This window comes from Ruegeria sp. CDSC085, assembly GCF_059610465.1.
Genome location: NZ_JBXWNR010000020.1, coordinates 36,934 through 60,765, shown reverse-complemented (window position 1 = coordinate 60,765; position 23,832 = coordinate 36,934). Strand labels below are relative to the sequence as shown.

General features: G+C 57.3%; 19 protein-coding genes. 3 read left to right on the top strand and 16 right to left on the bottom strand.

The annotated features are described in order from the left end of the window. Positions 1-137 precede the first annotated feature (137 nt). The 3 genes from fusA to rpsL are packed head-to-tail and all read right to left on the bottom strand — an operon-like array spanning position 138 to position 3,131. Positions 138-2,255, bottom strand: coding sequence for an elongation factor G (fusA, locus tag AC2FJB_RS19890; RefSeq protein WP_117872215.1), 2,118 nt, complete (start codon positions 2,253-2,255; stop codon positions 138-140). A gap of 18 nt (positions 2,256-2,273) precedes the next feature. Next, a complete protein-coding gene (rpsG, locus tag AC2FJB_RS19885; RefSeq protein ID WP_010441203.1) occupies positions 2,274-2,744 on the bottom strand; it encodes a 30S ribosomal protein S7 in 471 nt (156 codons plus the stop codon). Between the two features lie 15 nt (positions 2,745-2,759). Further along, positions 2,760-3,131, bottom strand: coding sequence for a 30S ribosomal protein S12 (rpsL, locus tag AC2FJB_RS19880; protein WP_005621086.1), 372 nt, complete (start codon positions 3,129-3,131; stop codon positions 2,760-2,762). Between the two features lie 389 nt (positions 3,132-3,520). On the opposite strand from rpsL, the gene AC2FJB_RS19875 reads away from it, so the two are divergent. Next, positions 3,521-4,327 (top strand): putative rhamnosyl transferase, encoded by an 807-nt coding sequence (locus AC2FJB_RS19875; protein WP_496720346.1) that lies wholly within the window; start codon positions 3,521-3,523, stop codon positions 4,325-4,327. Beyond that, positions 4,314-5,138 (top strand): glycosyltransferase, encoded by an 825-nt coding sequence (locus AC2FJB_RS19870; protein WP_496720344.1) that lies wholly within the window; start codon positions 4,314-4,316, stop codon positions 5,136-5,138. The genes AC2FJB_RS19875 and AC2FJB_RS19870 overlap by 14 nt, the downstream gene beginning before the upstream one ends. On the opposite strand, the gene AC2FJB_RS19865 is transcribed toward AC2FJB_RS19870, so the two are convergent. The 9 genes from AC2FJB_RS19865 to rplK all read right to left on the bottom strand — a co-directional run bounded on the left by AC2FJB_RS19865 (position 5,123) and on the right by rplK (position 18,761). Then, positions 5,123-5,992: a DMT family transporter gene (locus tag AC2FJB_RS19865; protein WP_299901793.1), complete on the bottom strand. Its 870-nt coding sequence runs from the start codon at positions 5,990-5,992 to the stop codon at positions 5,123-5,125. The two genes, AC2FJB_RS19870 and AC2FJB_RS19865, sit on opposite strands and share 16 nt — an antisense overlap. 90 nt (positions 5,993-6,082) lie before the next feature. Next, on the bottom strand, positions 6,083-6,565 hold the full coding sequence (locus AC2FJB_RS19860; RefSeq protein WP_117872209.1) for a hypothetical protein: 483 nt from the start codon (positions 6,563-6,565) through the stop codon (positions 6,083-6,085). A 185-nt stretch (positions 6,566-6,750) separates the two neighbouring features. After that, complete coding sequence (gene rpoC / locus AC2FJB_RS19855; RefSeq protein WP_299901790.1) at positions 6,751-10,992, bottom strand: DNA-directed RNA polymerase subunit beta'; 4,242 nt, start codon at positions 10,990-10,992, stop codon at positions 6,751-6,753. Positions 10,993-11,041: 49 nt separating this feature from the next. Next, the gene (gene rpoB / locus AC2FJB_RS19850; protein WP_117872205.1) at positions 11,042-15,175 is read right to left on the bottom strand and encodes a DNA-directed RNA polymerase subunit beta; all 4,134 of its coding nucleotides are present in this window, start codon (positions 15,173-15,175) and stop codon (positions 11,042-11,044) included. 251 nt (positions 15,176-15,426) lie between these two features. Beyond that, positions 15,427-15,801 carry a 50S ribosomal protein L7/L12 gene (gene rplL, locus AC2FJB_RS19845; protein WP_037314964.1) on the bottom strand — a complete coding sequence of 125 codons (375 nt, stop codon included), beginning with the start codon at positions 15,799-15,801 and terminating at the stop codon, positions 15,427-15,429. A 79-nt stretch (positions 15,802-15,880) separates the two neighbouring features. Beyond that, positions 15,881-16,399 carry a 50S ribosomal protein L10 gene (gene rplJ, locus AC2FJB_RS19840; protein WP_010441181.1) on the bottom strand — a complete coding sequence of 173 codons (519 nt, stop codon included), beginning with the start codon at positions 16,397-16,399 and terminating at the stop codon, positions 15,881-15,883. A gap of 324 nt (positions 16,400-16,723) precedes the next feature. After that, positions 16,724-17,482 (bottom strand): nuclear transport factor 2 family protein, encoded by a 759-nt coding sequence (locus AC2FJB_RS19835; protein ID WP_496720341.1) that lies wholly within the window; start codon positions 17,480-17,482, stop codon positions 16,724-16,726. Positions 17,483-17,611: 129 nt separating this feature from the next. Then, a complete protein-coding gene (rplA, locus tag AC2FJB_RS19830) occupies positions 17,612-18,310 on the bottom strand; it encodes a 50S ribosomal protein L1 (protein WP_299901780.1) in 699 nt (232 codons plus the stop codon). Position 18,311: 1 nt separating this feature from the next. Continuing rightward, on the bottom strand, positions 18,312-18,761 hold the full coding sequence (gene rplK, locus AC2FJB_RS19825; protein WP_117872199.1) for a 50S ribosomal protein L11: 450 nt from the start codon (positions 18,759-18,761) through the stop codon (positions 18,312-18,314). Positions 18,762-19,143: 382 nt separating this feature from the next. Between rplK and AC2FJB_RS19820 the strand changes: the two genes are divergently transcribed. Continuing rightward, the gene (locus AC2FJB_RS19820; protein WP_496720339.1) at positions 19,144-20,373 is read left to right on the top strand and encodes a peptidoglycan-binding domain-containing protein; all 1,230 of its coding nucleotides are present in this window, start codon (positions 19,144-19,146) and stop codon (positions 20,371-20,373) included. An 86-nt stretch (positions 20,374-20,459) separates the two neighbouring features. Here AC2FJB_RS19820 and nusG read toward each other — a convergent pair whose 3' ends face one another. The 4 genes from nusG to AC2FJB_RS19800 all read right to left on the bottom strand — a co-directional run bounded on the left by nusG (position 20,460) and on the right by AC2FJB_RS19800 (position 23,831). Beyond that, on the bottom strand, positions 20,460-20,993 hold the full coding sequence (nusG, locus tag AC2FJB_RS19815; protein ID WP_117872965.1) for a transcription termination/antitermination protein NusG: 534 nt from the start codon (positions 20,991-20,993) through the stop codon (positions 20,460-20,462). 199 nt (positions 20,994-21,192) lie between these two features. Next, positions 21,193-21,390 carry a preprotein translocase subunit SecE gene (gene secE / locus AC2FJB_RS19810; RefSeq protein ID WP_050605011.1) on the bottom strand — a complete coding sequence of 66 codons (198 nt, stop codon included), beginning with the start codon at positions 21,388-21,390 and terminating at the stop codon, positions 21,193-21,195. Between the two features lie 99 nt (positions 21,391-21,489). Then, a complete protein-coding gene (gene ccoS, locus AC2FJB_RS19805) occupies positions 21,490-21,648 on the bottom strand; it encodes a cbb3-type cytochrome oxidase assembly protein CcoS (RefSeq protein ID WP_117872195.1) in 159 nt (52 codons plus the stop codon). A gap of 5 nt (positions 21,649-21,653) precedes the next feature. Next, a complete protein-coding gene (locus AC2FJB_RS19800; RefSeq protein WP_496720337.1) occupies positions 21,654-23,831 on the bottom strand; it encodes a heavy metal translocating P-type ATPase in 2,178 nt (725 codons plus the stop codon). Between the last annotated feature and the right edge of the window lies 1 nt (position 23,832).

Here is a 23,832-nt window from a genome sequence, read left to right as displayed (position 1 = left end):
GTCTTGCCGTGGTCAACGTGGCCAATCGTGCCGATGTTGACGTGCGGCTTATTACGCTCAAACTTTTCCTTTGCCATGATGGCCTCCTTTTTCGGTAATGAAGAGAGCCCGTGAACCGAGCTCCCTCAAATCTTCGCTTATGCGTATTTCGCCTGGATCTCGTCCGAGATGTTCTGCGGAACCGGATCGTAATGGTCGAACTGCATGGTAAACTGGGCACGGCCCGACGACATCGAACGCAGGGTGTTGATGTAGCCGAACATGTTCGCCAGCGGAACGAATGCGTCGATCGCGATTGCGTTGCCGCGCGGCTCCTGACCAGACACCTGGCCACGACGCGAGGTCAGGTCGCCGATGATACCACCGGTGTATTCTTCCGGAGTGATCACTTCGACCTTCATGATTGGTTCCAGCAATTTCGCGCCGGCTTTGCGCATGCCTTCACGCATACACATGCGACCCGCGATTTCGAACGCCAGAACGCTCGAGTCAACGTCGTGGAACTTACCGTCCAGCAGGGCAACCTTGAAGTCGATCACGGGGAAGCCAGCCAGAGGGCCGCTGTCCATAACCGACTGGATGCCTTTTTCGACACCCGGAATGTATTCCTTTGGAACGGCACCACCAACGATGCGGGACTCGAAGGAGTAGCCTTCGCCCGGCTCGGTCGGAGTGATCTCAAGCTTGACCTCGGCGAACTGACCCGAACCACCCGACTGTTTCTTGTGGGTGTAGGTGTGCTCGACCGGCATCGAGATGGTTTCACGATAGGCCACCTGCGGCGCACCGATGTTGGCCTCGACCTTGAACTCGCGCTTCAGACGGTCAACCAGGATGTCCAGGTGAAGTTCGCCCATGCCCTTCATGATGGTCTGACCTGATTCCAGGTCAGTTTCCACGCGGAAGGACGGGTCTTCTGCGGCCAGACGGGCCAGACCCTGTGACATCTTTTCCTGGTCGCCCTTGGTCTTGGGCTCGACCGCGATCTCGATCACCGGATCGGGGAAGGTCATGGTTTCCAGAACCACCGGATCCTTGGCGTCACACAGGGTGTCACCGGTGGTGGTGTCTTTCAGACCCGCCAGCGCGATGATGTCGCCAGCAAACGCTTCTTCGATCTCTTCCCGGTTGTTCGAGTGCATCATCATCATACGACCGATGCGCTCTTTCTTACCTTTGGTCGAGTTCAGGATCGAGTCACCTTTGTTCATGGTGCCCGAGTAGATCCGGGTGAAGGTCAGCGAGCCAACGAAGGGGTCGTTCATGATTTTGAACGCCAGGCCCGAGAACGCCATATCGTCATCCGCGCGGCGCGGAATGTCACGAACTTCTTCCTCGTCGCCGGGTTTGAAACCCATGTAGTCGACAACGTCCAGCGGGCTGGGCAAATAGTCGATCACAGCGTTGAGCAGCGGCTGAACGCCTTTGTTCTTGAACGCCGAACCACCCAGAACCGGAACGAACGCGATTTCCAGAGTACCTTTACGCAGCAGGGCGCGCAGGGTCGGAACGTCGGGCTCATTGCCTTCCAGGTATTCCATCATCGCGTCGTCGTCCATTTCGACGGCCGCTTCGATCATCTTACCGCGCCATTCGTCAGCCATGTCTTTCAGGCTGTCACGGATCGGTGCTTTGACCCAGCTTGCGCCCAGGTCTTCGCCCTGCCACAGCCATTCTTCCATGGTGACCAAGTCGATCAGGCCTTCCAGCTCGGTCTCTGCGCCGATCGGAATACCAACCGGAACAGCACGTGCGCCAGTACGGTCTTCGATCATTGCAACGCAGTTGAAGAAGTCTGCGCCGATCTTGTCCATCTTGTTGACGAACACCATACGCGGAACCTTGTAGCGGTCAGCCTGACGCCACACGGTTTCGGTCTGGGGCTCAACACCGGCGTTTGCGTCCAGAACGCAGACAGCACCGTCGAGAACCGCCAGCGAGCGTTCAACTTCGATGGTGAAGTCAACGTGGCCGGGGGTGTCAATGATGTTCAGGCGGTGCTTGGGCGAGTCAGCAGTTTCACCGTCTTCGGTGCGTTCCCAGAAGGTGGTGGTCGCAGCCGATGTGATAGTGATGCCGCGTTCCTGTTCCTGCTCCATCCAGTCCATGGTGGCTGCACCATCGTGCACCTCACCGATGTTGTGGGATTTACCAGTATAATACAGGATACGTTCCGAGCAGGTCGTCTTGCCTGCATCGATGTGCGCCATGATACCGAAGTTACGGTATAGTTCGAGCGGATATTCGCGTGCCATTTGGATAAGCCTCTAGAATTACCAGCGGTAATGGCTGAAGGCTTTGTTCGCCTCGGCCATCTTGTGGGTGTCTTCGCGCTTCTTAACGGCAGTACCGCGGGACTGTACGGCGTCCAGCAGTTCACCGGCGAGGCGTTCTTCCATGGTGTTTTCGTTGCGGCCGCGCGCAGCGGTGATCAGCCAGCGGATGGCCAGTGCTTCGCGGCGCTCGGGGCGCACTTCGACCGGAACCTGGTAGGTTGCACCACCAACCCGGCGCGAGCGAACCTCGACCGACGGTTTGATGTTGTCGAGCGCTTCGTGGAACACTTCGACAGGAGCGCGCTTCACCTTGTTCTCAACGCGGTCAAACGCGTTGTAAACGATGCGCTCTGCGACCGACTTCTTGCCGTCGATCATCAGGTTGTTCATGAATTTTGTCAGAACCTTATCGCCAAATTTGGCGTCAGGCAGGACTTCGCGTTTTTCGGCGGCGTGACGACGTGACATATCAGCCTCTCCTTCTTACTTGGGACGCTTCGCGCCGTATTTCGAACGACGTTGCTTACGATCTTTGACGCCCTGAGTATCCAGAACACCGCGCAGGATGTGGTAACGCACACCGGGAAGGTCTTTCACACGACCGCCACGGATCAGAACAACCGAGTGTTCCTGCAAGTTGTGGCTTTCACCGGGGATGTACGAGATGACCTCGAATCCGTTGGTCAGGCGCACCTTGGCAACCTTACGCATCGCCGAGTTCGGCTTCTTGGGCGTTGTGGTATAGACACGTGTGCAGACACCGCGTTTTTGCGGGCACTGCTCCAGGTGCATGGACTTCGAGCGTTTTACTTTCGGCTGCCGCGGTTTGCGGATCAGCTGTTGAATAGTTGGCATTCCGGTTCTTTCCCCGTTTTGCAACACACATGACATGCACGCGCGTCGCGTGCGGCTAAATTCGCTGCACTTATGCGTCCACAAGCGCAAAACCCACGAGCGTTCCCATTCCGAGGTGAACGTCGCGGTTGTTTCTCAGAGGGCGCGAACTGCAAAATTGTCCGGGCCTTGACCAGTTCATTACTGGAATCGGCTACGGGGCGGCCCCCGGCACCGAGATGACGCGCGTATAGGGGGAGTCGTCCCGAGTGTCAACAGCTGTACACCAACGCCCCCGCGCTCGCGTTGTGTCGGGTGTATCGGATTGCCTTATAACGCGCCACCGTCCCTGTTGCGGCTGAACCGTAGCACGGGCATAGTCGTGTGGAATACCTGCTGATGGATTACAGATGCAAGTGATTGGCCTTTGCCGATTTTCCTATCCCGCAACGGGCGGCTTTCGGTTAAATCGGGATACAATCGAAGAGCAGCGGCAGTTTCTGTATGCCCCTGACCGGCTGGAAGAGCGCTTTCACCTGTTTGAGACCATCACTCTGCCCAGCTTTCACACCCAGACAGATGCGGCGTTTGAGCTGTTGGTGTTAACGGGGACTTGCCTCCCTCAGATTTATGCGGACCGGCTGCGCGATCTGACCGCCGGGATCAAACAGATCCGTGTCATTGAAAAGGAACCTGGCGATCATAAGCAGATTATGCGTGAGGTACTGAACACCGCGCGAGCGAATCCGCATCAGCCTTGCGTGCAGTTTCGACATGACGACGATGACGCCGTTTCCGTTGATTTCATAGAATGCCTCCGCGCCGCTGTTCATGAGAATGCGGGACTGATGCAGCAGAGCGAGTCTGTCGGCATAGATTTCAATCAAGGTTTCATCGCCCGGCGCGAGGCTCGAGGGTTTCAGGCCGCTCGGGTCTATCGGTCGTTGCTGGGTGTTGGCCTGGGTATGTGTGTTCAGGCCAGCAGCAGTCGGACAATCTTTGACCGGTTGCACAACAGGCTGGCCCGGTTCATGCCTGTGGTCAGCTATCCGGACACGCCCATGTGGGTAAGGATGCTTCACGCGTACAACGACTCGGACCACGCACGCAAAGATACCAGTGAGTTATCATCCTTCACGCCACAGCAGGCAGAAGACCTGCGGGCACGGTTCTTGATCGACCCGGACGCGTTCGACGTCAAATATGCAGCGCGCTGAGAAAATGCAGGTTATCGGTCTTTGCAGGTTTTCCTATCCCGCAATTGGCGGTTTTCAGACAACGCACGAGAGTGTCGAAGACAGACGGCGATTTCTGTACCAGCACGACAGGTTGGAAGAGCGGTTTCGCCTGTTTGAGACGGTCGCCCTGCCCGGTTTCAAAAAACAGTCTGACGACGATTTCCAGTTGATAATCGTGGTCGGCGATTGCTTGCCCAAATTGGCATATGACCGCCTCAACGATCTGACAGGGGGTTTTAAGCAGGTGCGCATAGTCGCGAAACCTCCGGGGCGGCACAGGAAAGTCATGCAGGATGTCCTGAATTCGGCGCGGAACAATCCCGATCAACCCTGCCTTCAGTTTCGTCACGACGACGATGATGCAGTGGCCGTGGATTTTGTCGAACGGCTCCGAGGTTGTGTCAGGGACTGCGTCGGCTTGTTTGAAAAGCGCGCTATGGTCGCTATTGATTTCAATTGCGGTTATCTGGCCCGTGCCACTGCTGAGGGTATACAAGCCGCTCGCGTACACCGCCCGTTGATAACAGCCGGACTTGGAATGTACGTGCGGGGTGGGCAGCAGAAATCGATCATGAATTTTGCCCATAACAGGATCAACCGAGCGATGCCCGTTGTGACGCGACCGGATACTCCGATGTGGGTACGGGGATTGAACCGGTTCAATGACTCACCACGAACCAGAAAGATCGATGTCGGGCTTACACCTCTTACCCGGCAGCAGGAGCTCGAGTTTCAAACCCGTTTCGCCATTGATCAGGACATGGTCAGACGGAGTCACGCCAAGCCCTGACGCGCACGTGCCCGGAACAACGTAAACAACCCGGCACCCACGATCAGGGCGGCACCCAGCATCGTCAGATTGTCGGGCCATTCGTCAAACACAACCCAACCCAACCCGAGCGCCCAGATCAGGCTGGAATATCTGAACGGCGCAATAAATCCGACATCCCCCTGACGCATGACCATGACGCTGAACAAATAGCCAAGCAACACAAATACGGCCGCCGCCGCGACCAGGGAACCCGCTGTTGCCGAAACCGGAACCCATCCTTCGAAAACTGAGGCTATTGCTGCGGCCCCTGCAATGGAAACCGAAGTGGCCAACGTAACCAGCATCGATGGCACGTCGGCTGACATACGTCGCGTGACAAGGTCCCGAACTGTAATCGAAGCCACTGCAACCAGCGCATAGATGGAATACACACTGAATCCCTCTGGCCCGGGTCTTACGATCAGAAGCATTCCGACGAAACCCACGGCGATAGCCAGTGAGCGTCGCCAACCAACCTGTTCGGAAAAAACCAAAGCCGCACCCAAGGTTACCGTAAGAGGCAATGCCTGAAGAATGGCCGTAACATTGGCAAGGGGCATGTTCTTCAGCGACGTCAGGAAAAAGAAAGTCGCGGCCAGCTCTGCAAGGCAGCGCAGTGCAACCAGCCACTTGTCATGGCGCGAAAAATTCAGATGCAACGTGCCCAAAGACCGGGCAAGTACATAGATCAGAAAAACCGCCAAGAACCCGCGCAGGGCCACCAACTGAAACAAAGGCAGATCCTGCAAGGTAACCTTCACCAGCGTGTCGTTCAGGGTAAATGCAGCCATGCTGCCCATCATTAGCAAGGCGCCTTTTGTGTTTGGAGTCATGCTGTTTCAAGCTCCGGGGCTATTGATCGCCCCGCATTGGCCAAGGACTTGAGCCGGATGTCAATATCGCACCATGCGACAGCGTGATCATCAACCGAATGGGAGGATGGTCCCAAACAGGTTCAGGCTGGAAGGCTCTGTCGTGTCTTTGACAAAATCCACCCAGTCCTCTCCGTATGCACGTTCGAAAAACACCGGGTATTGCCACACAAGGTTGTGAAAAGTAAATGTCGTCACCAACGCGCCAACCGTCAGCGCCCCGGCAAACTCTCGTAGTTTACCTTTCAGAAAAAGCATCACCATAATACAGGCCCCTCCTGCGAGGCCGAGGCTGACGAAGTCCTGCGTACCAACCTGACCGGGCACCGGAATACCAACCGATTGATATTGAATGAAGCGAGACAGGAAGACCGCAAGAATACCCAGCAAAAAAGCCCCCAGAAACGCCGCGGGATAACTCAGGCGCTGCCAGACACTTTCGGTACCAGGCGAAGGTGACTTGCTTGTGTTTTCTTCCGAGCGCTGTTTGATCCGCGCCACCCGGTCCTCGAAGGAATTGTTTTTGATGTCCATGGGTCAGCTCAAAACTATCTGAAAACACATTACAGCGCTAATCCACTGATTGCAGAACCACAAGCATGGCGCAATTGGGTCAATAGACGTGTTCTGACACTTCGGTTCACATTTCCGTACTTTGGTACGGCAAGAAAAAAAGCCCCGCGATTTCGCGGGGCCTTTTTAGTTCTGAATGGCGCTGCTTACTCGCGGCTTTCCGGTGTTTCGATCAGAACGTCCAGTTCATCCCCGACCATATCATCATCCATGATCGGAGCGGCCAGGGCAGCGGCGGCCTCGGCCTCTTCCCGTCGTGCTTCGATGACTACGTTGTCACGCGACTGCGCGATGTGACGAACGGCCTGAGTTGCACCACCAGTACCGGCAGGGATCAAACGGCCGACGATGACGTTCTCTTTCAGGCCAACCAGCTTGTCTTTCTTGCCCTGCACTGACGCTTCGGTCAGCACGCGGGTGGTTTCCTGGAACGACGCCGCCGAGATGAACGAACGTGTCTGCAGCGAGGCTTTGGTGATCCCCAAGAGGATCGGTTCGCCCTGAGCCGGACGGCCACCACGCGAGAGTGTCTTCTCGTTGGCCGCATCAAACTCCTGCTTGTCGACATGCTCGCCTTTCAGCAGGGTGGTGTCGCCTGAATCCAGGATCTCCCACTTCTGCAGCATCTGACGCACGATGACTTCGATGTGCTTGTCGTTGATCTTCACGCCCTGCAGACGATACACGTCCTGCACCTCGTCAATCATGTAATCCGCCAGCGCTTCGACACCCATGATAGACAGGATGTCATGCGGAGCCGGGTTGCCGTCCATCAGGTATTCACCCTTCTGGATGAAGTCGCCCTCCGCGACCGGGATATGTTTACCCTTGGGTACCATATACTCGATCGTTTCCATCGACTCGTCTGCCGGCTCGATACTGATGCGGCGCTTGTTCTTGTAGTCACGGCCAAAGCGCACGTAACCATCGGCCTCGGCGATGATCGCGTGATCTTTCGGGCGACGGGCTTCGAACAGTTCAGCCACACGCGGCAGACCACCGGTGATGTCCTTGGTCTTGGCACCTTCACGCGGGATACGCGCAACAACGTCACCTGCTTCGATCTGCTGACCATCTTCGATCGACAGGATCGCGTCCACCGACATCGGATAGTGAACCGGGTTGCCCGCATCGTTGCGGACCGGCTCGCCATCTTCGCCAACCAGAATGATCTCAGGCTTCAGCTCGCTGCCTTTCGGGGCCGCGCGCCAGTCGATCACGATCTTCTGGGTCATACCGGTTGCTTCATCGGTCTCGTCGCGGACAGCAAGGCCCGAAACCAGATCGACATATTTCGCGGTACCAGCTTTCTCGGCGATGATCGGCAGGGTGTAGGGATCCCATTCGAACAGCTTGTCACCACGGGCTACCTTGGTGCCATCCTTCACGAACAGCTTCGAGCCGTAGGTCAGCTTGTGGCTGGCACGCTCTTCGCCATGTTCGTCTTTGATCACCAGCTTCATGTTCCGGCCCATGACCAGGCTTTCGCCTGCGGCATTGGCCAGGATCTGCGGGTTCTCGAACGAAACGACACCGTCTTGGCTGGCTTCCTGGAACGACTGCTGGCCACCTTGCGCAACACCACCAATGTGGAAGGTCCGCATCGTCAGCTGCGTACCGGGTTCACCGATAGACTGGGCGGCGATGATGCCGACAGCCTCACCTGTGTTCACCATGGTACCGCGTGCAAGGTCGCGACCGTAGCATGTCGCACAGACGCCTTCCTCGGACTCACAGGTCAGAGGCGACCGGATACGCATCGAAGCAACACCGGCCTCATCGATCATGTCGGCCATACGTTCGTCGATCAACTGACCTGCAGCGACCAGAACCTCATCCGTACCCGGACGCAGAACGTCGTCGGCAGAGACACGGCCCAGAACACGTTCGGCAAGCGAGGCGACAACCTCACCGTCATTCACCGCAGCTTCGGCAGTGATCGCACGCTCGGTGCCGCAGTCGATCTCACGAACGATGCAGTCCTGAGCGACATCCACCAGACGACGGGTCAGGTAACCCGAGTTCGCCGTCTTCAGAGCGGTATCCGAAAGACCCTTACGGGCACCGTGAGTCGAGTTGAAGTACTCGAGAACGGTCAGACCTTCTTTAAAGTTCGAGATGATTGGCGTCTCGATGATGTCGCCGTTCGGCTTGGCCATCAGGCCGCGCATACCGCCCAGCTGTTTCATCTGAGTAACCGAGCCACGCGCACCGGAGTGAGCCATCATGTAGACCGAGTTCGGCTCCATGTCCGACCCGTCTTCGGCCTTGGCAACGTCCGAGATCGTGCTCATCATTGCCTCAGTCACACGGTCGTTACACTTCGACCAGGCATCGACCACTTTGTTGTACTTTTCGCCCTGAGTGATCAGACCATCCATGTACTGCTGTTCAAAGTCTTTCACCTGACTGCGCGTTTCGTCGACGATGCTCCACTTGCCGTTCGGGATGACCATGTCGTCCTTACCAAACGAAATGCCCGCCTTGAACGCTTCTTTGAAGCCCATCGACATGATCTGGTCACAGAAGATAACCGACTCTTTCTGACCGCAATAGCGGTAGACGGTGTCGATCACCTGCTGCACTTCTTTTTTCCGCAGCAGACGGTTGACCAGCTCGAAAGGTGCCTTGTTGTTCATCGGCAGCAGAGCACCCAGACGCAGACGGCCCGGAGTGGTTTCATAACGCTTCTGAATTTCGTTGCCTTCGTCGTCGATCTGCTTGATCCGAGCGGTGATTTTCGAGTGCAAGTGCACCTCACCCGCGTCCAGCGCGTGCTGGACTTCGTCGATCGAGCCAAAGACCTTGCCTTCGCCCGGCATGCCTTCGCGTTCCAGGGTCACATAGTACAGACCCAGGATCATATCCTGTGACGGAACGATGATCGGCGCACCGTTTGCGGGCGACAGAACGTTGTTCGTCGACATCATCAGAACACGCGCTTCCAGCTGCGCCTCAAGGCTCAGCGGGACGTGAACGGCCATCTGGTCACCGTCGAAGTCGGCGTTAAAGGCCGAACAGACCAGCGGGTGCAGCTGGATCGCCTTGCCTTCGATCAGAACCGGCTCGAACGCCTGAATGCCAAGACGGTGCAGCGTCGGCGCACGGTTCAGCATGACAGGGTGTTCGCGGATCACCTCATCGAGGATATCCCATACTTCGGGACGCTCTTTCTCGACCAGTTTCTTCGCCTGTTTGACGGTCGAAGACAGACCTTTGGCTTCAAGACGCGAGTAGATGAACGGCTTGAACAGCTCGAGCGCCATCTTCTTGGGCAGACCACACTGGTGCAGCTTGAGTTCCGGGCCGGTCACAATGACCGAACGGCCCGAGAAGTCGACGCGTTTCCCCAGAAGGTTCTGACGGAAGCGGCCCTGCTTGCCTTTCAGCATGTCCGACAGCGATTTCAGCGGGCGCTTGTTGGCGCCGGTGATCACACGGCCACGACGGCCGTTGTCGAACAGAGCGTCAACGGATTCCTGCAGCATCCGCTTTTCGTTGCGGACGATGATATCAGGCGCGCGCAGTTCGATCAGACGCTTCAGACGGTTGTTCCGGTTGATGACGCGGCGATACAGATCGTTCAGATCCGAAGTCGCGAACCGGCCACCGTCCAGCGGAACCAGCGGACGCAGTTCCGGCGGAATGACCGGAATTACGGTCATCACCATCCACTCGGGCCGGTTGCCCGACTCGAGGAAGCTCTCGACAACCTTCAGACGCTTGATGATCTTCTTGGGCTTCAGTTCGCCGGTTGCTTCGGCCAAATCAGCGCGCAGCTGCTCGGCTTCGGCTTCCAGATCGATCTGGGCCAGCATCTCACGGATGGCTTCGGCACCAATGTTCGCGGTGAACGCGTCCATGCCATAGGCATCCTGAGCGTCCATGAACTCTTCTTCGGTCAGCATCTGGCCGTAAGACAAGTCGGTCAGACCGGGCTCGATAACGACATAGTTTTCAAAGTACAGAACGCGTTCCAGATCGCGCAGCGTCATGTCCAGCATCAGACCGATGCGGGACGGCAGCGACTTCAGGAACCAGATATGTGCTACGGGTGCTGCCAGTTCGATATGGCCCATACGCTCGCGGCGGACTTTCTGCAGGGTGACTTCCACACCGCATTTCTCGCAGACAACGCCGCGATACTTCATCCGCTTATATTTGCCGCACAGACATTCATAATCTTTGATTGGGCCAAAGATACGCGCGCAGAACAGACCGTCACGTTCAGGCTTGAACGTCCGGTAGTTGATGGTTTCGGGTTTCTTGATCTCGCCATAGGACCAAGACAGGATCCGCTCGGGCGACGCCAACGAGACCTTGATCTCGTCAAAGACCTTCGGGGGCGTCAGCGGGTTAAACGGGTTGTTGGTGATTTCCTGGTTCATTTTGCGTCCTTACAAATTGGGATGGGATGAGTGTGGGGCGTTGCCGCCCCTACTCTTCCTCCGCATCCAGGAGTTCCATATTCAGGCCGAGGCCACGGACTTCTTTCACCAGAACGTTGAACGATTCCGGTACGCCCGCTTCAAAGTTATCCTCGCCCTTGACGATCGACTCATAGACCTTGGTCCGGCCGGCGACGTCATCCGATTTCACGGTGAGCATCTCCTGCAGGGTGTAGGCGGCGCCGTAGGCTTCCAGAGCCCAGACTTCCATCTCACCAAAGCGCTGACCACCGAACTGCGCCTTACCACCCAGCGGCTGCTGGGTAACCAGGCTGTACGGCCCGGTCGAACGCGCGTGGATTTTGTCATCCACAAGGTGGTGCAGTTTCAGCAGGTACTTGATGCCCACGGTCACCGGACGTGCGAATTGCTCACCGGTACGACCGTCGAACAGGATTGACTGACCGCTCTGCGAGAAGCCGGCACGCACCAGCGCGTCATTGACGTCAGCCTCTTTGGCACCGTCAAAGACCGGGGTTGCGATCGGAACACCACGGGTTACATTGCCCGCTGCTTCGACAAGCGTTTCCTCGTCCATGCCAGTGATGCCTTCTTCGTAGACATCTTCGCCATAGGCCAGTTTCATCGCTTCGCGCACCGGGGTCAGGTCGCCGGAACGGCGGTATTCACCCAGAGCTTCGTCGATGTTCAGACCCAGACCGCGCGCGGCCCAACCCATGTGGGTTTCAAGGATCTGACCAACGTTCATACGCGAAGGCACACCCAGCGGGTTCAGACAGAAGTCAACCGGAGTACCATCGGCCAAGAACGGCATGTCTTCCATTGGAACAACCTTGGAGATCACACCTTTGTTCCCGTGACGACCGGCCATCTTGTCGCCCGGCTGCAGCTTACGCTTCACGGCGATGAAGACTTTGACCATTTTCATCACACCCGGCGGCAGGTCGTCACCACGACGGACTTTCTCGACCTTGTCTTCGAAACGGGCATCCAGAGCGCGCTTGAGCACTTCGTATTGCTCATTCAGAGCCTCTACGATCTGGGCGTCCTTCTCGTCTTCCAGTGCCAGTTGCCACCACTGACCACGGGTCAGCATGTCCAGCAGTTCCTCGGTGATCACCGATCCTGCCTTGACGCCTTTCGGGCCTTTGACAGCTGTCTTACCCAGGATCAGGCCTTGCAGACGCGCATAGATGTTGCGGTCAAGGATCGCCAGCTCGTCATCCCGGTCACGGGCCAGACGTTCGACTTCCTCACGCTCGATCTGCAGCGCACGCTCGTCTTTCTCGACGCCGTGACGGTTGAAGACGCGGACTTCCACGACAGTCCCGTAATCGCCCGGCTTCACGCGCAGCGAAGTATCGCGCACATCTGATGCTTTTTCACCAAAGATGGCGCGCAGCAGCTTTTCTTCCGGGGTCATCGGGCTTTCGCCCTTCGGAGTGATCTTGCCGACCAGAATATCGCCCGGCTCAACATCCGCACCGATGTAAACGATGCCGGCCTCGTCGAGGTTGCGCAGCGCTTCTTCACCGACGTTCGGGATGTCGCGGGTGATCTCTTCCGGACCCAGCTTGGTGTCACGGGCGGCGACTTCGAATTCCTCGATATGGACCGAGGTAAAGACGTCATCACGCGCGATACGTTCCGAAATCAGGATCGAGTCTTCGTAGTTGTACCCGTTCCACGGCATGAACGCGACAATCACGTTCTTACCCAGAGCCAGTTCACCCATGTCGGTTGACGGACCGTCGGCGATCACCTCGCCTTTCTGGACGGTGTCGCCCACTTTCACCAGCGGGCGCTGGTTGATGCAGGTGTTCTGGTTCGAACGCTGGAATTTCCGCAGGCGATAGATGTCCACACCAGCGTCGCCAAGTTCCAGATCCTCGGTAGCGCGGATAACGATACGCTGGGCATCGACCTGGTCGATGATACCGGCGCGTTTCGCCTGGATCGCAGCGCCCGAGTCGATCGCAACCTTTTCCTCGATACCGGTGCCGACCAGCGGCGCCTCGGCCCGCAGCAGCGGAACCGCCTGACGTTGCATGTTCGAGCCCATCAGAGCGCGGTTGGCGTCGTCATTCTCAAGGAACGGGATCAGCGATGCAGCGACCGAAACCAGCTGTTTCGGCGACACGTCGATCAGGTCCACATTCTCGCGCGGGGCGAGGGTGTAGTCACCGGCCTGACGGGTCGACACCAGATCATTGATGAACTTGCCGTTTTCATCCAGCGTCGCGTTCGCCTGCGCCACGGTGTGACGCATTTCCTCGGTCGCGGACATGTAGTGGACCTCATCAGTCACCTCTGCGTCTTTGACGACACGGTACGGTGTTTCGATGAAGCCATATTTGTTCACACGGGCGAAGGTGGCCAGCGAGTTGATCAGACCGATATTCGGGCCTTCCGGTGTTTCAATCGGGCACATCCGGCCATAGTGGGTCGGGTGAACGTCGCGCACCTCAAAGCCCGCGCGCTCACGTGTCAGACCACCGGGGCCAAGCGCCGAGAGACGGCGTTTGTGGGTGACTTCCGACAACGGGTTGGTCTGGTCCATGAACTGCGACAGCTGCGAGCTGCCGAAGAATTCGCGGACGGCGGCAGCGGCTGGTTTCGCGTTGATCAGGTCCTGCGGCATGACGGTGTCGATCTCGACCGACGACATACGCTCTTTGATCGCGCGCTCCATGCGCAGCAGACCAACACGGTACTGGTTTTCCATCAGTTCGCCGACTGAACGGACACGACGGTTGCCAAGGTGGTCGATATCGTCGATGTCACCTTTGCCGTCACGCAGTTCCACCAGCGCCTTGATACAGGCAACGATGTCTTCGCGGCGCAGGGTACGCAGGGTATCCGGCGCATCAAGTGCCAGACGCATGTTCATCTTCACGCGGCCAACAGCCGACAGATCATAGCGCTCGCTGTCGAAGAACAGCGTGTCGAACAGGGCCGACGCTGCCTCGACGGTGGGCGGCTCGCCTGGGCGCATGACGCGGTAGATGTCCATCAGCGCGCTTTCACGGTTCACGTTCTTGTCCTGAGCCATGGTGTTGCGCATGTAGGGGCCGACATTGACGTTGTCGATGTCCAGAACCGGGATGTCGGTGATGCCTGCGTCGATCAGCTCTTTCACAGTGCCGCCGATCAGGTCACCGTCTTTGTCATATTCCAGTGTCAGTTCATCACCGGCCTCGACATAGATCGCGCCGTTTTCTTCGTTGATGATGTCCTTGGCGACAAATTTGCCGACGATGTGATCAAACGGAACCAGAAGATCGGTAACGGTGCCTTCGTCGATCAGTTTCTTGACCGCGCGAGGCGTGACTTTCTTGCCCGCTTCAGCAATCACTTCACCGGACTTGGCGTCGATCAGATCATAGGTCGGACGGGTGCCGCGCACGCGCTCGGGGAAGAACGGTGTGACCCAGCCCTTCTTCTTGTCCAGCTTGTAGGACACGGTGTTGTAATACGCGTCCATGATCGCTTCCTGATCCAGACCCAGCGCATAAAGCAGGGTTGTCACAGGCAGTTTGCGGCGGCGGTCGATCCGGGCGAACACGATGTCCTTGGCGTCGAACTCAAAGTCCAGCCAGCTGCCGCGATACGGGATGATGCGGCAGGCAAACAGCAGCTTGCCCGAGGAATGGGTCTTGCCCTTGTCGTGGTCAAAGAACACACCGGGCGAACGGTGCATCTGGGATACGATCACACGCTCGGTCCCGTTCACGACAAATGTGCCGTTCGGCGTCATCAAAGGCATATCGCCCATGAAGACATCCTGTTCCTTGATGTCTTTCACCGATTTAGCACCGGTGTCCTCATCGACATCGAACACGATCAGGCGCAGGGTAACCTTCAGCGGCGCGCTGTAGGTCATGTCGCGCTGCATGCATTCTTCGACATCGTATTTTGGTTTTTCCAGATCGTATTTCACGAACTCCAGAACGGAGGTTTCGTTAAAATCCTTGATCGGGAAAACCGATTGGAACACGCCTTTGATGCCTTCGCCATCTGCGGGCTGCTCTGCATCGCCGGAGCGCAGGAAAAGATCATAAGAAGATTTCTGCACCTCAATGAGGTTCGGCATTTCCAGCACTTCGCGGATTTTGCCATAGTATTTCCGAAGACGTTTCTGGCCAAGGAACGATTGAGCCATGTCAGATGTCACCTTTCGATGTTCTCAGCGGGCAAAGACACCGTCGGGCCCCGGCGCCTTGCACATTAGAGAGGACACGTCCGGATCAATTCGTGGCCACCGTCCCGAATGGCAGCCTCCCGATCCGCGAACCGCGTCTTAGAAAACACCCCAAGTTCTGAGGCCCTTTCTGAGACAGGTTCGGCTGGACCCGGATTTCCCCGGATCCAGCCAAATCTTGCGGCGCATCAGTGATGCACCTGTCGAATGGCTTAGGCCAGCTCGACTTCGGCGCCAGCTGCTTCCAGCTTGCCTTTGACTTCTTCGGCTTCGTCTTTCGACACGCCTTCTTTGATCTTGCCGCCAGCTTCGACCAGCTCTTTGGCTTCTTTCAGGCCAAGACCGGTGATGCCGCGAACTTCTTTGATCACGTTGATTTTCGAAGCGCCGGCGTTCTTCAGGACGACGTCGAATTCGGTTTTTTCTTCCTCAGCTGCGCCACCGGCGTCGCCACCGGCTGCCATGACAACTGCGCCGCCTGCTGCGGGCTCGATGCCATATTCGTCTTTGAGGATGGTTTTCAGTTCTTGTGCTTCCAGCAGGGTCAGACCCACGATGCTTTCTGCGAGTGCTTTCAGATCAGCCATTTTATCAGCTCTTTCCGTTTACAGTGTGTGTTCCAACGTCAGGGCATCTGCCCCACGCAGATCATTCAGTGCCAACCGCTTACGCAGCTTCCGCCTTCTCTTCGATGGTGGAAAGGATGCTTGCGATGTTGCTTGCAGGTGCGCCAATCGCGCCGGCGATGTTCGAAGCAGGTGCGCCAATGCAGCCCACGATCGAAGCAATAAGCTCCTCGCGAGACGGCATTTTCGAAACTGTTTCGACGCCTTTGCGGTCCAGAGCGTTCTCACCCATTGCACCACCAAGAATCTCAAAATTCTTGTTATCCTTGGCGAAGTCCTCGGCCACCTTGGCTGCCGCCACGGGGTCTTCGGAATAGGTCAGAACGGTCATCCCTGTCAGCAGGTCGGCCATGCTTTCACACGGCTTACCCTCAAGGGCGATTTTGGCGAGCCTGTTCTTGGCAACACGCACGGCACCACCCGCGTCACGAGCACGTGCGCGAAGGTCCTGCATCTCGGCAACTGTCAGACCGGCGTAGTGGGATACCACTACGACGCCAGAGCTTTCGAAGATTTGGCCGAGTTCCTCGACCACTTTCTCTTTCTGGGCTCTATCCACAGTTCTCTCCAAGTTTGGGGCGATATCTCACCCCGGCTCATATTTGCCGCAGCTTTCGCTCCGGCGTTCAGGTCCGTTGTTACGGGATTGGCCAAAATGCGCCCGAGGGCGGGACCCCCAGAATTCTTTGGTCTTACCCGTCTCAGGCAGGGAATTAAGGGGCCGAATGGACCCACCCACCGTCTTGGACGAAACAAAACAAAGCGCACGACGAATCGCACGCTTTGTTCCGCAGGTCTTATTAGGGCAGATAAAGGGGGTTTCCAAGGGGTAAATTGCACCCAAAGCGGATCAAAAAACCGCCCAAACTCCGACCACGTGGCGTCAGAACTTTCCGTTATCGTTTTTCCATTCTTCGCGCGGAGGGATCTCTTCGATCGTGCTCCAGTGCTCAACAATTCGATCATCGTCCCACCGAAACAAATCATAAAAGCTTGAATGAACCCCATTTCTCTGGCCTTCGCACACACACAGAACGAAATTGCCCTCGGCTAAAACCCTGTGCGACGTCTCGTAAGCAAACACCAGATTGCTTGCGCTTCGACCTTCCAACACGCTCTTGAGTGCCGAGATGCCGTCAGCCATTTCCGGATTGTGCTGTTTCAGGTCTTCGGCCACAAATTCTGCCAACCTATCGAACCGACGCTCGATAAGGACCTCCGTGACAAACACACGGCTGGTTGACCGGTTTTCTTCGGTCTTCTCCAAATCCGCTATTTCAGTGTGGCCATCCTGCATTCCACGCCCCGAGAGGTTTGGACCACGCAAAGGCTGAATGTTGTCCCAATGCTCTACGGCTTTTCCATCTTCGAACCTAAACACCTCGAACGCTGCGCGCAGACTGCTGAAATCGTACTCGATATGCGCAAAGGCAAAATCGCCATCTTCGAAAACCCGTTTGAATGTGACCCTAGGCGAGGTTTTTGACAGTCGCGCGAACAATTCCGCAATACCTTCACTGCCTTCGTGGGTTTGAGGATTGTGCTGAATATACTTGTCTTCATTGACCACCGCTGCCGCCATAGCGTCACCGGTTTCCAGACCCTTGAGAAATTTTTGAATGAGAACGCGCTTGGTTTCCATGGCGAGGGTCCGTTTTTTTGACGAGCAGCGAATTGGATGGCTGGCCACTTTTGCACCGAACCCCGCAAAAGAAAATCCCGGACAGTTCGCACCACCCGGGATCAATTCTTCAAATCGGAAATCTAGGGCTTATTCGCCCGCGGCTTCCGCCACATCAACGGTCACGCCAGGACCCATGGTCGAGCTCAGCGCGATTTTTTTCATGTAGGTGCCCTTGGCGCCCGACGGTTTCGCCTTGGCAACAGCCGTGACAAACGCTCGGACGTTTTCGACCAACTTGGCTTCGTCAAACGACGCTTTGCCAACACCGGCATGAACAACGCCGCCTTTTTCCGCCTTGAACTGAACTTCACCACCTTTGGCTGCTTCCACGGCGGCTTTCACGTCCATGGTCACGGTGCCAACCTTGGGGTTCGGCATCAGGTTGCGGGGGCCCAGAACTTTACCCAGACGGCCGACGATCGGCATCATGTCCGGGGTTGCAATGCAGCGATCGAATTCGATGGTGCCGCCCTGAATGGTTTCCATCAGGTCTTCTGCGCCGACGATATCTGCGCCTGCTTCTTTCGCTTCGTCCGCCTTGGGGCCACGTGCGAATACGGCGACGCGCATCGCTTTACCTGTGCCATTCGGCAGGCCAACGACGCCACGAACCATCTGGTCCGCGTGACGGGTGTCAACGCCCAGGTTCATCGCGATTTCGATGGTCTCGTCGAATTTCGAGGTTGCGTTGCCTTTGACCAGGGCAACCGCTTCTTCAACCGACAGGTTTTCCTTGCCAGCGACAGCTTCGCGCGCAGTGCGGGTACGTTTACCGAGTTTTGCCATCTTACTTCACCTCGATGCCCATAGAGCGGGCCGAGCCCAGGATGATCTGCATTGCGCCTTCGATGTCGGTGGCGTTCAGATCTTTCATTTTGGCTTCGGCGATTTCGCGAACCTGCTTCGAGGTCACGGTTGCCACAGTCTCACGACCTGGGTTTTCCGCACCGCGAGGGCGGTTCCGCTTGCCAACCGGCTTCAGGCCAGCCGCTTTTTTCAGGTAATAAGACGCGGGCGGCGTCTTGATGTCCATGGTGAAGGACTTGTCCTGATAATAGGTAATCACGGTCGGGCAAGGCGCGCCTTGCTCCATGTCTGCGGTCTTGGCGTTGAACGCCTTGCAGAATTCCATGATGTTGATGCCGCGCTGACCCAGCGCCGGACCAACTGGCGGCGACGGGTTCGCCTGTCCTGCAGGAACCTGCAGTTTCATTGTACCAGCAAGCTTCTTGGCCATTTGGTTTTCCTTTCAACTTAGGTGAAACGCGTCCCACCCAGATTATGTTGCGTGGTCCGATCCGGGATCGCGATCCCTGCAACCTCCCACGAGAGAATCTCGCCCGAAGACGATAGAGGCGGCGTTTACAGGGGATCAGTAGAGATGACAAGTGGTTGGCGCCGCAATCTGGATATACCGAATCAAAACCAGGAAGGTTATTCGCCACCTAAAAGATTGTAGGCCACTGGCAGTGCAATTGTGAATGCCACTAACATTTTAAAAAAACGGCGAAAACCACAAATCAGTCGCTCATCAATCGGGATTTTGGTGCTTGCATCACCACAAAGCGCGTGGCCGTGTTATACTTCGAAAAATTAGTGAATTTTGGTGGAGGTTAATTATGATACTTCGTTTAGTTTTAACTCTTGGCATCGCCTTTTCTCTTGCTGCAGCTGCCCCTCAGACAGCGCGGGCGGACGCTGGTGAATTCCTCGGCGGCGCCGTCGTCGGCGGAATCGTTGGCTACGCGATTGGCAAGGACCAACAGAAGAAAAAGTCGCAGAGAACGACCACATCAAATCGAACTTACCGGTCGGGCATCCCATCGACTTCACAGGGCGCGCAAACCCAGACCGCGCTCAATTACTTCGGATACAATGCAGGAAGGGTCGATGGCCAGGTCGGTCGTGGCACCCGGTCCGCAATCGAACGCTATCAGGCCTCGATGGGCTATCCTGTGAACGGCTATGATTTTCAGCCCTATCAGTCCGACTTTTTGATGCAGGCCTACTATTGGGCCACAAGCGGTGGGCAGTCGGCCACTCAGCTTTCGGGCCAACCGCTGTTGATGGCGTATCGCCGTCAGGTGCACACGGGCTCTGCTCTGGCTGCTGCCCCTCAGGCCCCGGCACAAGCCGTGCCGGTACAACCTGTCCCGGTTACGACACCGCAGGAACCCGAACCCGAGACGACTGAAACTGCGTCTGCAAGCCTGCCGAGCCTGTTTTCAGGCGGTACCGGAGGCCCGTCGCTGGCCAATCGCTGCAGCGGAGTCATGCTGCAAACATCGACCAATGGCGGCTATACAACCCTGTCGAACATGTCCGATCCCGACTTTGCGCTCAGCGAGCAGTTCTGCCTTGCCCGCAGTTACGCGATGGCACGCGGTGAAGATCTGATTCAGGATATTCAGGGACTGACGCCGGATCAGGTTAGCGCCCAATGCGACTCTTATGGTGAAATGGTGGCTCCACAAGTTGACGCTCTGTCGATCAACTCGAAAACTGAGGCTGAAACCCAGATGCGCAAGCTGGCGCTGGACTCCGGGCTCAGCCCCCAAGATCTTGCCGCAACAAGCAAGGTCTGCCTGGCGATTGGCTACCGTCAGGACAACATGGATGCCGCTCTTGGGTCTGCTCTGATGCTGGTCGCAATGGGTGAACCCGCCTATGGCGAACTGATTGGCCACCATCTGCGCGAAGGTTTCGGCGTGCAGGAGCGCCGCGACCTTGCGATGCAGTGGTATGACGCGAGCCTTTCGGCGCTGGATGCCGGATCGCAAGCCGTGTTCCTGCCGTCCCAGACCGACCGGCCGCAACTCTTGCGCGCGGCTATGGTTCAAGCGCAATAGGTCGATACGTTTTCAGCGAATACCTAAACAAAAAACGCCGCGTTGCCCTTGGCATCACGGCGTTTCAATTCTCGAGGAGAGTTTCCTCAGCCCTGCTTCGTAACCTGCGTAAAGTCCAGCTCGACCGGGGTTTCCCGACCAAAGATCGAGACCGAGACCTTCAGTTTCTGGTTTTCGTCATCCACGCCTTCGACCATGCCGTCGAAATCCTCGAACGGGCCGTCGTTGACTTTGACCTTTTCACCAACCTCGAAGCTGATCATCAGCTTGGGCGCTTCTTCACCTTCCTGAACACGGTTGAGGATTTGATTGACCTCAGCATCGCGCATCGGCATCGGACGCCCCTGAGGGCCCAGGAAACCGGTGACGCGGTTGATCGAGTTGATCAGGTGATAGCCCTGATCCGACATTTCCATATGTACCAGCACGTAACCGGGCATGAAACGGCGCTCGGTCGTGACTTTCTTGCCCCGGCGCACTTCGATCACCTCTTCGGTGGGCACCAGCACTTCGTCGATATCGTCCTCAAGGCCCTGTTCAGCCACCGACGTGCGGATCTGCTCTGCGATCTTCTTTTCGAAATTCGAAAGAACGCTGACCGAGTACCACCGTTTCGCCATGAACCTGTCGTCCTTGTTTGTCTTCGAGGTATCCCGCGTACCGGACACACCCGTCATTAAAATCTCGTCACGCCATCCGGAATAAAAAGCGGCGCGCAGCCCGAATCGCCACACGCCCATTCCGAATAGTACCGCGTCACCTACTCTGACATTGCGCGCGACGCAAGGGGGCAGAGACGTTTCAACGCGCTGATACTGCTTAGCTGAACGCGCCCAGGATCAGTTGCAGGCCGCCCCGGATACCCAGATCGACCAAAGCGAAAAATACAGCCGTCAGCGCGGCCATGATAAAGACCATTACCGTGGTCAACAGCACCTCGCGCCGGGTCGGCCAGACGACCTTGGAGACTTCGGCTCGGACCTGCTGAATGAACTGGATCGGATTGGTAGTGGCCATTTGGCGTATTCTCTTTGCTAGCGGATGGGCCGGACATATCCGGGCATTGCGACAATTTCAAGGGCAGTTGGTTCATCTCTGCCTCTATGGGGCATTCGTTCAGGGTTTGGGTTTGTCATCCCATTCGTCGCTTAGGATCCGGCGCGCGTCGCCTTCGGGGTCTTCGTACTGGTTCGAACGAACGGTATAGACAAAGGCGGCAAGACCAACGCCCCCCAGGAACAGGGAAATCGGGATCAGATAGGCAAGCACTTCCATTCAGGTTACCTCAGCCGCAGGGCGTTCAGGGACACGGTAATGGACGAGGTCGACATCGCCAAGGCCGCGATCAGCGGTGTCGCCAATCCAATCACGGCCAGAGGAACAGCGATCACGTTGTAAACGGTTGCGATCTGGAAGTTTTCGCGAATGCGCCTGGTGGCTTTGACAGCCGTGTCGCACGCATCCGCAATAGGCGAAAGATCATTGCCCAACAGTACTATATCCGACGCGACCCGTGCCGCATCCAGCGCGGAAGCCGGAGAGATCGACACATGCGCCGCCGTCAAAGCAGCGGTATCATTCAGCCCGTCGCCAACCATCAGAACTTTGTGACCTTCATCGCTGAGATCCTGAATGCGTCTTGCCTTGTCCTGCGGCAAAGCCTCGGCAATCCAATCCCTGACCCCCAGTTTTTCTGCCAATGCGCGCACGGCCCCCTGCGAGTCTCCTGAAATCAGAAGCACCTGCTTGCCCGAAGCGCGCAGCGCATCTACAGCCTCAGCGGCGCCCGGGCGCAAGACGTCCGAGAATCGGAAGGCCACGGGTGCGTCTTCACCGATTGCCAGCCAGGCCGAAGTATTGGTGCCCTGATCCGCGCCGACCCAGGCCGCCCGACCCAGACGAACACGTTGGCCACGGAACTCGCCCTCGGTGCCATAGCCGGGAACCTCGGCTATTCCTCGAACACTTGCTGGTTTGATCCCTGCCGCACGCGCCGCTTTTGCCAATGACACGGACAAGGGATGCGCAGAAGCCTCGGCCAGCGCCAGAGCGACCTCGACCTTGGCGCGGGCATGGTCTGCCAGATTGACCAGTTCCGGTACGCCGGATGTCAGGGTGCCCGTCTTGTCGAATACAACTGTGTCGGCTTCGGACAACCGCTCCAGTGCAGTGGCGTGCTTGATCAGCATTCCCTTGCGGAACAACCGACCCGACGCGGCCGTTGTTACCGCTGGCACGGCCAAACCCAACGCGCAGGGGCAGGTAATAATCAGAACAGCCGCCGCGATGTTCAGTGCCGTGCGCAAGTCACCGGAATAGATGTACCACCCAACAAAGCTGAGCGCCGACAGAATATGAACCCCGGGCGCATAGAGCTTGGCGGCCTTGTCGGCCAACGAGGTATAGCGGGACCGGCCAGACTCGGCGATGGCTACAAGATCAGCCATGCGATGGAGCGACGTGTCTTCCCCGACCGCCGTTGCCCGGATTGTCAACGGACCCGTCAGGTTGACTTCACCCGCGCTCACAACCTGCCCGGCTTCGGCAAAGACTGGCACCGTCTCGCCTGTCAGAAGGGATCGATCCAGTTCGGACTGGCCCGACACGATCTGGCCGTCCACCGGCATGCGCCCACCCGGTCGCACAAGGACCAGATCTCCGACGTGCAACTCGGCAACGGGAACCTCGTCTTCGGCCCCATCGACCACACGAATGGCGCGGGGAACTTCCAACGCTGTCAATTCCTCGGCCGCTGATCGCGCCGCAGCACGGGTACGGTAATCAAGATACCGTCCCGCCAGCAGAAAGAAGGTCAATGTCAGAGCAGCGTCGAAATAGGCATGCTCGCCGCTCAACGCGGTTTCCCACAGCGATGTGATCAGCGCCAACAGGATCGCCAGTACAATCGGTACATCCATATTCAGCCGTCGCACGCGCAGGGCGCTCCAGGCATTGACAAAGAACGGCTGGGCCGAGAACGCAATGGCCGGCAGCGCAATGGCCGCTGAAATCCAGTGGAACATGTCCCGCGTTGCATCCGTCGCACCGGACCAGACCGAAACCGACAGCAACATTACGTTCATGGATGCAAACCCGGCCACGGCCAGGCGCATCAGAAGATCACGACCGGCCTTGTCCGTCTGCGTTGCGGACAAAACCCCCGGATCAAGCTCATGTGCTTCGAATCCCGCCTGTTCAAGCACCGGGATCAGATCGCTTGCGCGCGTTTCCGGCGTGGCTTTTATCATCGCGCGTTTGAGCGTCAGATTCACCCGGGCATCTTCGACGCCGGGGTGCGCGTTCAGTTCACGCTCGACCGTCGCGATACAGGCCGAGCAATGAATGCCCGGCAGCGACAAAGCGATCTGTACATCCTCCGGTACGGGCCGGGCCGGTTCTGCCGGGGCCGCAAGGCAGCCCGGGCAGGCTGCTGTACCGGATGAAAGCTGAGCCGTCATG

Excerpts from the sequence above, each read along its gene's own strand:
- fusA (WP_117872215.1), bottom strand. The coding sequence starts at position 2,255 with ATGGCACGCGAATATCCGCTCGAACTATACCGTAACTTCGGTATCATG.
- rpsG (WP_010441203.1), bottom strand. The coding sequence starts at position 2,744 with ATGTCACGTCGTCACGCCGCCGAAAAACGCGAAGTCCTGCCTGACGCC.
- rpsL (WP_005621086.1), bottom strand. The coding sequence starts at position 3,131 with ATGCCAACTATTCAACAGCTGATCCGCAAACCGCGGCAGCCGAAAGTA.
- AC2FJB_RS19875 (WP_496720346.1), top strand. The coding sequence starts at position 3,521 with ATGCAAGTGATTGGCCTTTGCCGATTTTCCTATCCCGCAACGGGCGGC.
- AC2FJB_RS19870 (WP_496720344.1), top strand. The coding sequence starts at position 4,314 with ATGCAGCGCGCTGAGAAAATGCAGGTTATCGGTCTTTGCAGGTTTTCC.
- AC2FJB_RS19865 (WP_299901793.1), bottom strand. The coding sequence starts at position 5,992 with ATGACTCCAAACACAAAAGGCGCCTTGCTAATGATGGGCAGCATGGCT.
- AC2FJB_RS19860 (WP_117872209.1), bottom strand. The coding sequence starts at position 6,565 with ATGGACATCAAAAACAATTCCTTCGAGGACCGGGTGGCGCGGATCAAA.
- rpoC (WP_299901790.1), bottom strand. The coding sequence starts at position 10,992 with ATGAACCAGGAAATCACCAACAACCCGTTTAACCCGCTGACGCCCCCG.
- rpoB (WP_117872205.1), bottom strand. The coding sequence starts at position 15,175 with ATGGCTCAATCGTTCCTTGGCCAGAAACGTCTTCGGAAATACTATGGC.
- rplL (WP_037314964.1), bottom strand. The coding sequence starts at position 15,801 with ATGGCTGATCTGAAAGCACTCGCAGAAAGCATCGTGGGTCTGACCCTG.
- AC2FJB_RS19835 (WP_496720341.1), bottom strand. The coding sequence starts at position 17,482 with ATGGAAACCAAGCGCGTTCTCATTCAAAAATTTCTCAAGGGTCTGGAA.
- rplA (WP_299901780.1), bottom strand. The coding sequence starts at position 18,310 with ATGGCAAAACTCGGTAAACGTACCCGCACTGCGCGCGAAGCTGTCGCT.
- rplK (WP_117872199.1), bottom strand. The coding sequence starts at position 18,761 with ATGGCCAAGAAGCTTGCTGGTACAATGAAACTGCAGGTTCCTGCAGGA.
- AC2FJB_RS19820 (WP_496720339.1), top strand. The coding sequence starts at position 19,144 with ATGATACTTCGTTTAGTTTTAACTCTTGGCATCGCCTTTTCTCTTGCT.
- nusG (WP_117872965.1), bottom strand. The coding sequence starts at position 20,993 with ATGGCGAAACGGTGGTACTCGGTCAGCGTTCTTTCGAATTTCGAAAAG.
- secE (WP_050605011.1), bottom strand. The coding sequence starts at position 21,390 with ATGGCCACTACCAATCCGATCCAGTTCATTCAGCAGGTCCGAGCCGAA.
- ccoS (WP_117872195.1), bottom strand. The coding sequence starts at position 21,648 with ATGGAAGTGCTTGCCTATCTGATCCCGATTTCCCTGTTCCTGGGGGGC.
- AC2FJB_RS19800 (WP_496720337.1), bottom strand. The coding sequence starts at position 23,831 with ATGACGGCTCAGCTTTCATCCGGTACAGCAGCCTGCCCGGGCTGCCTT.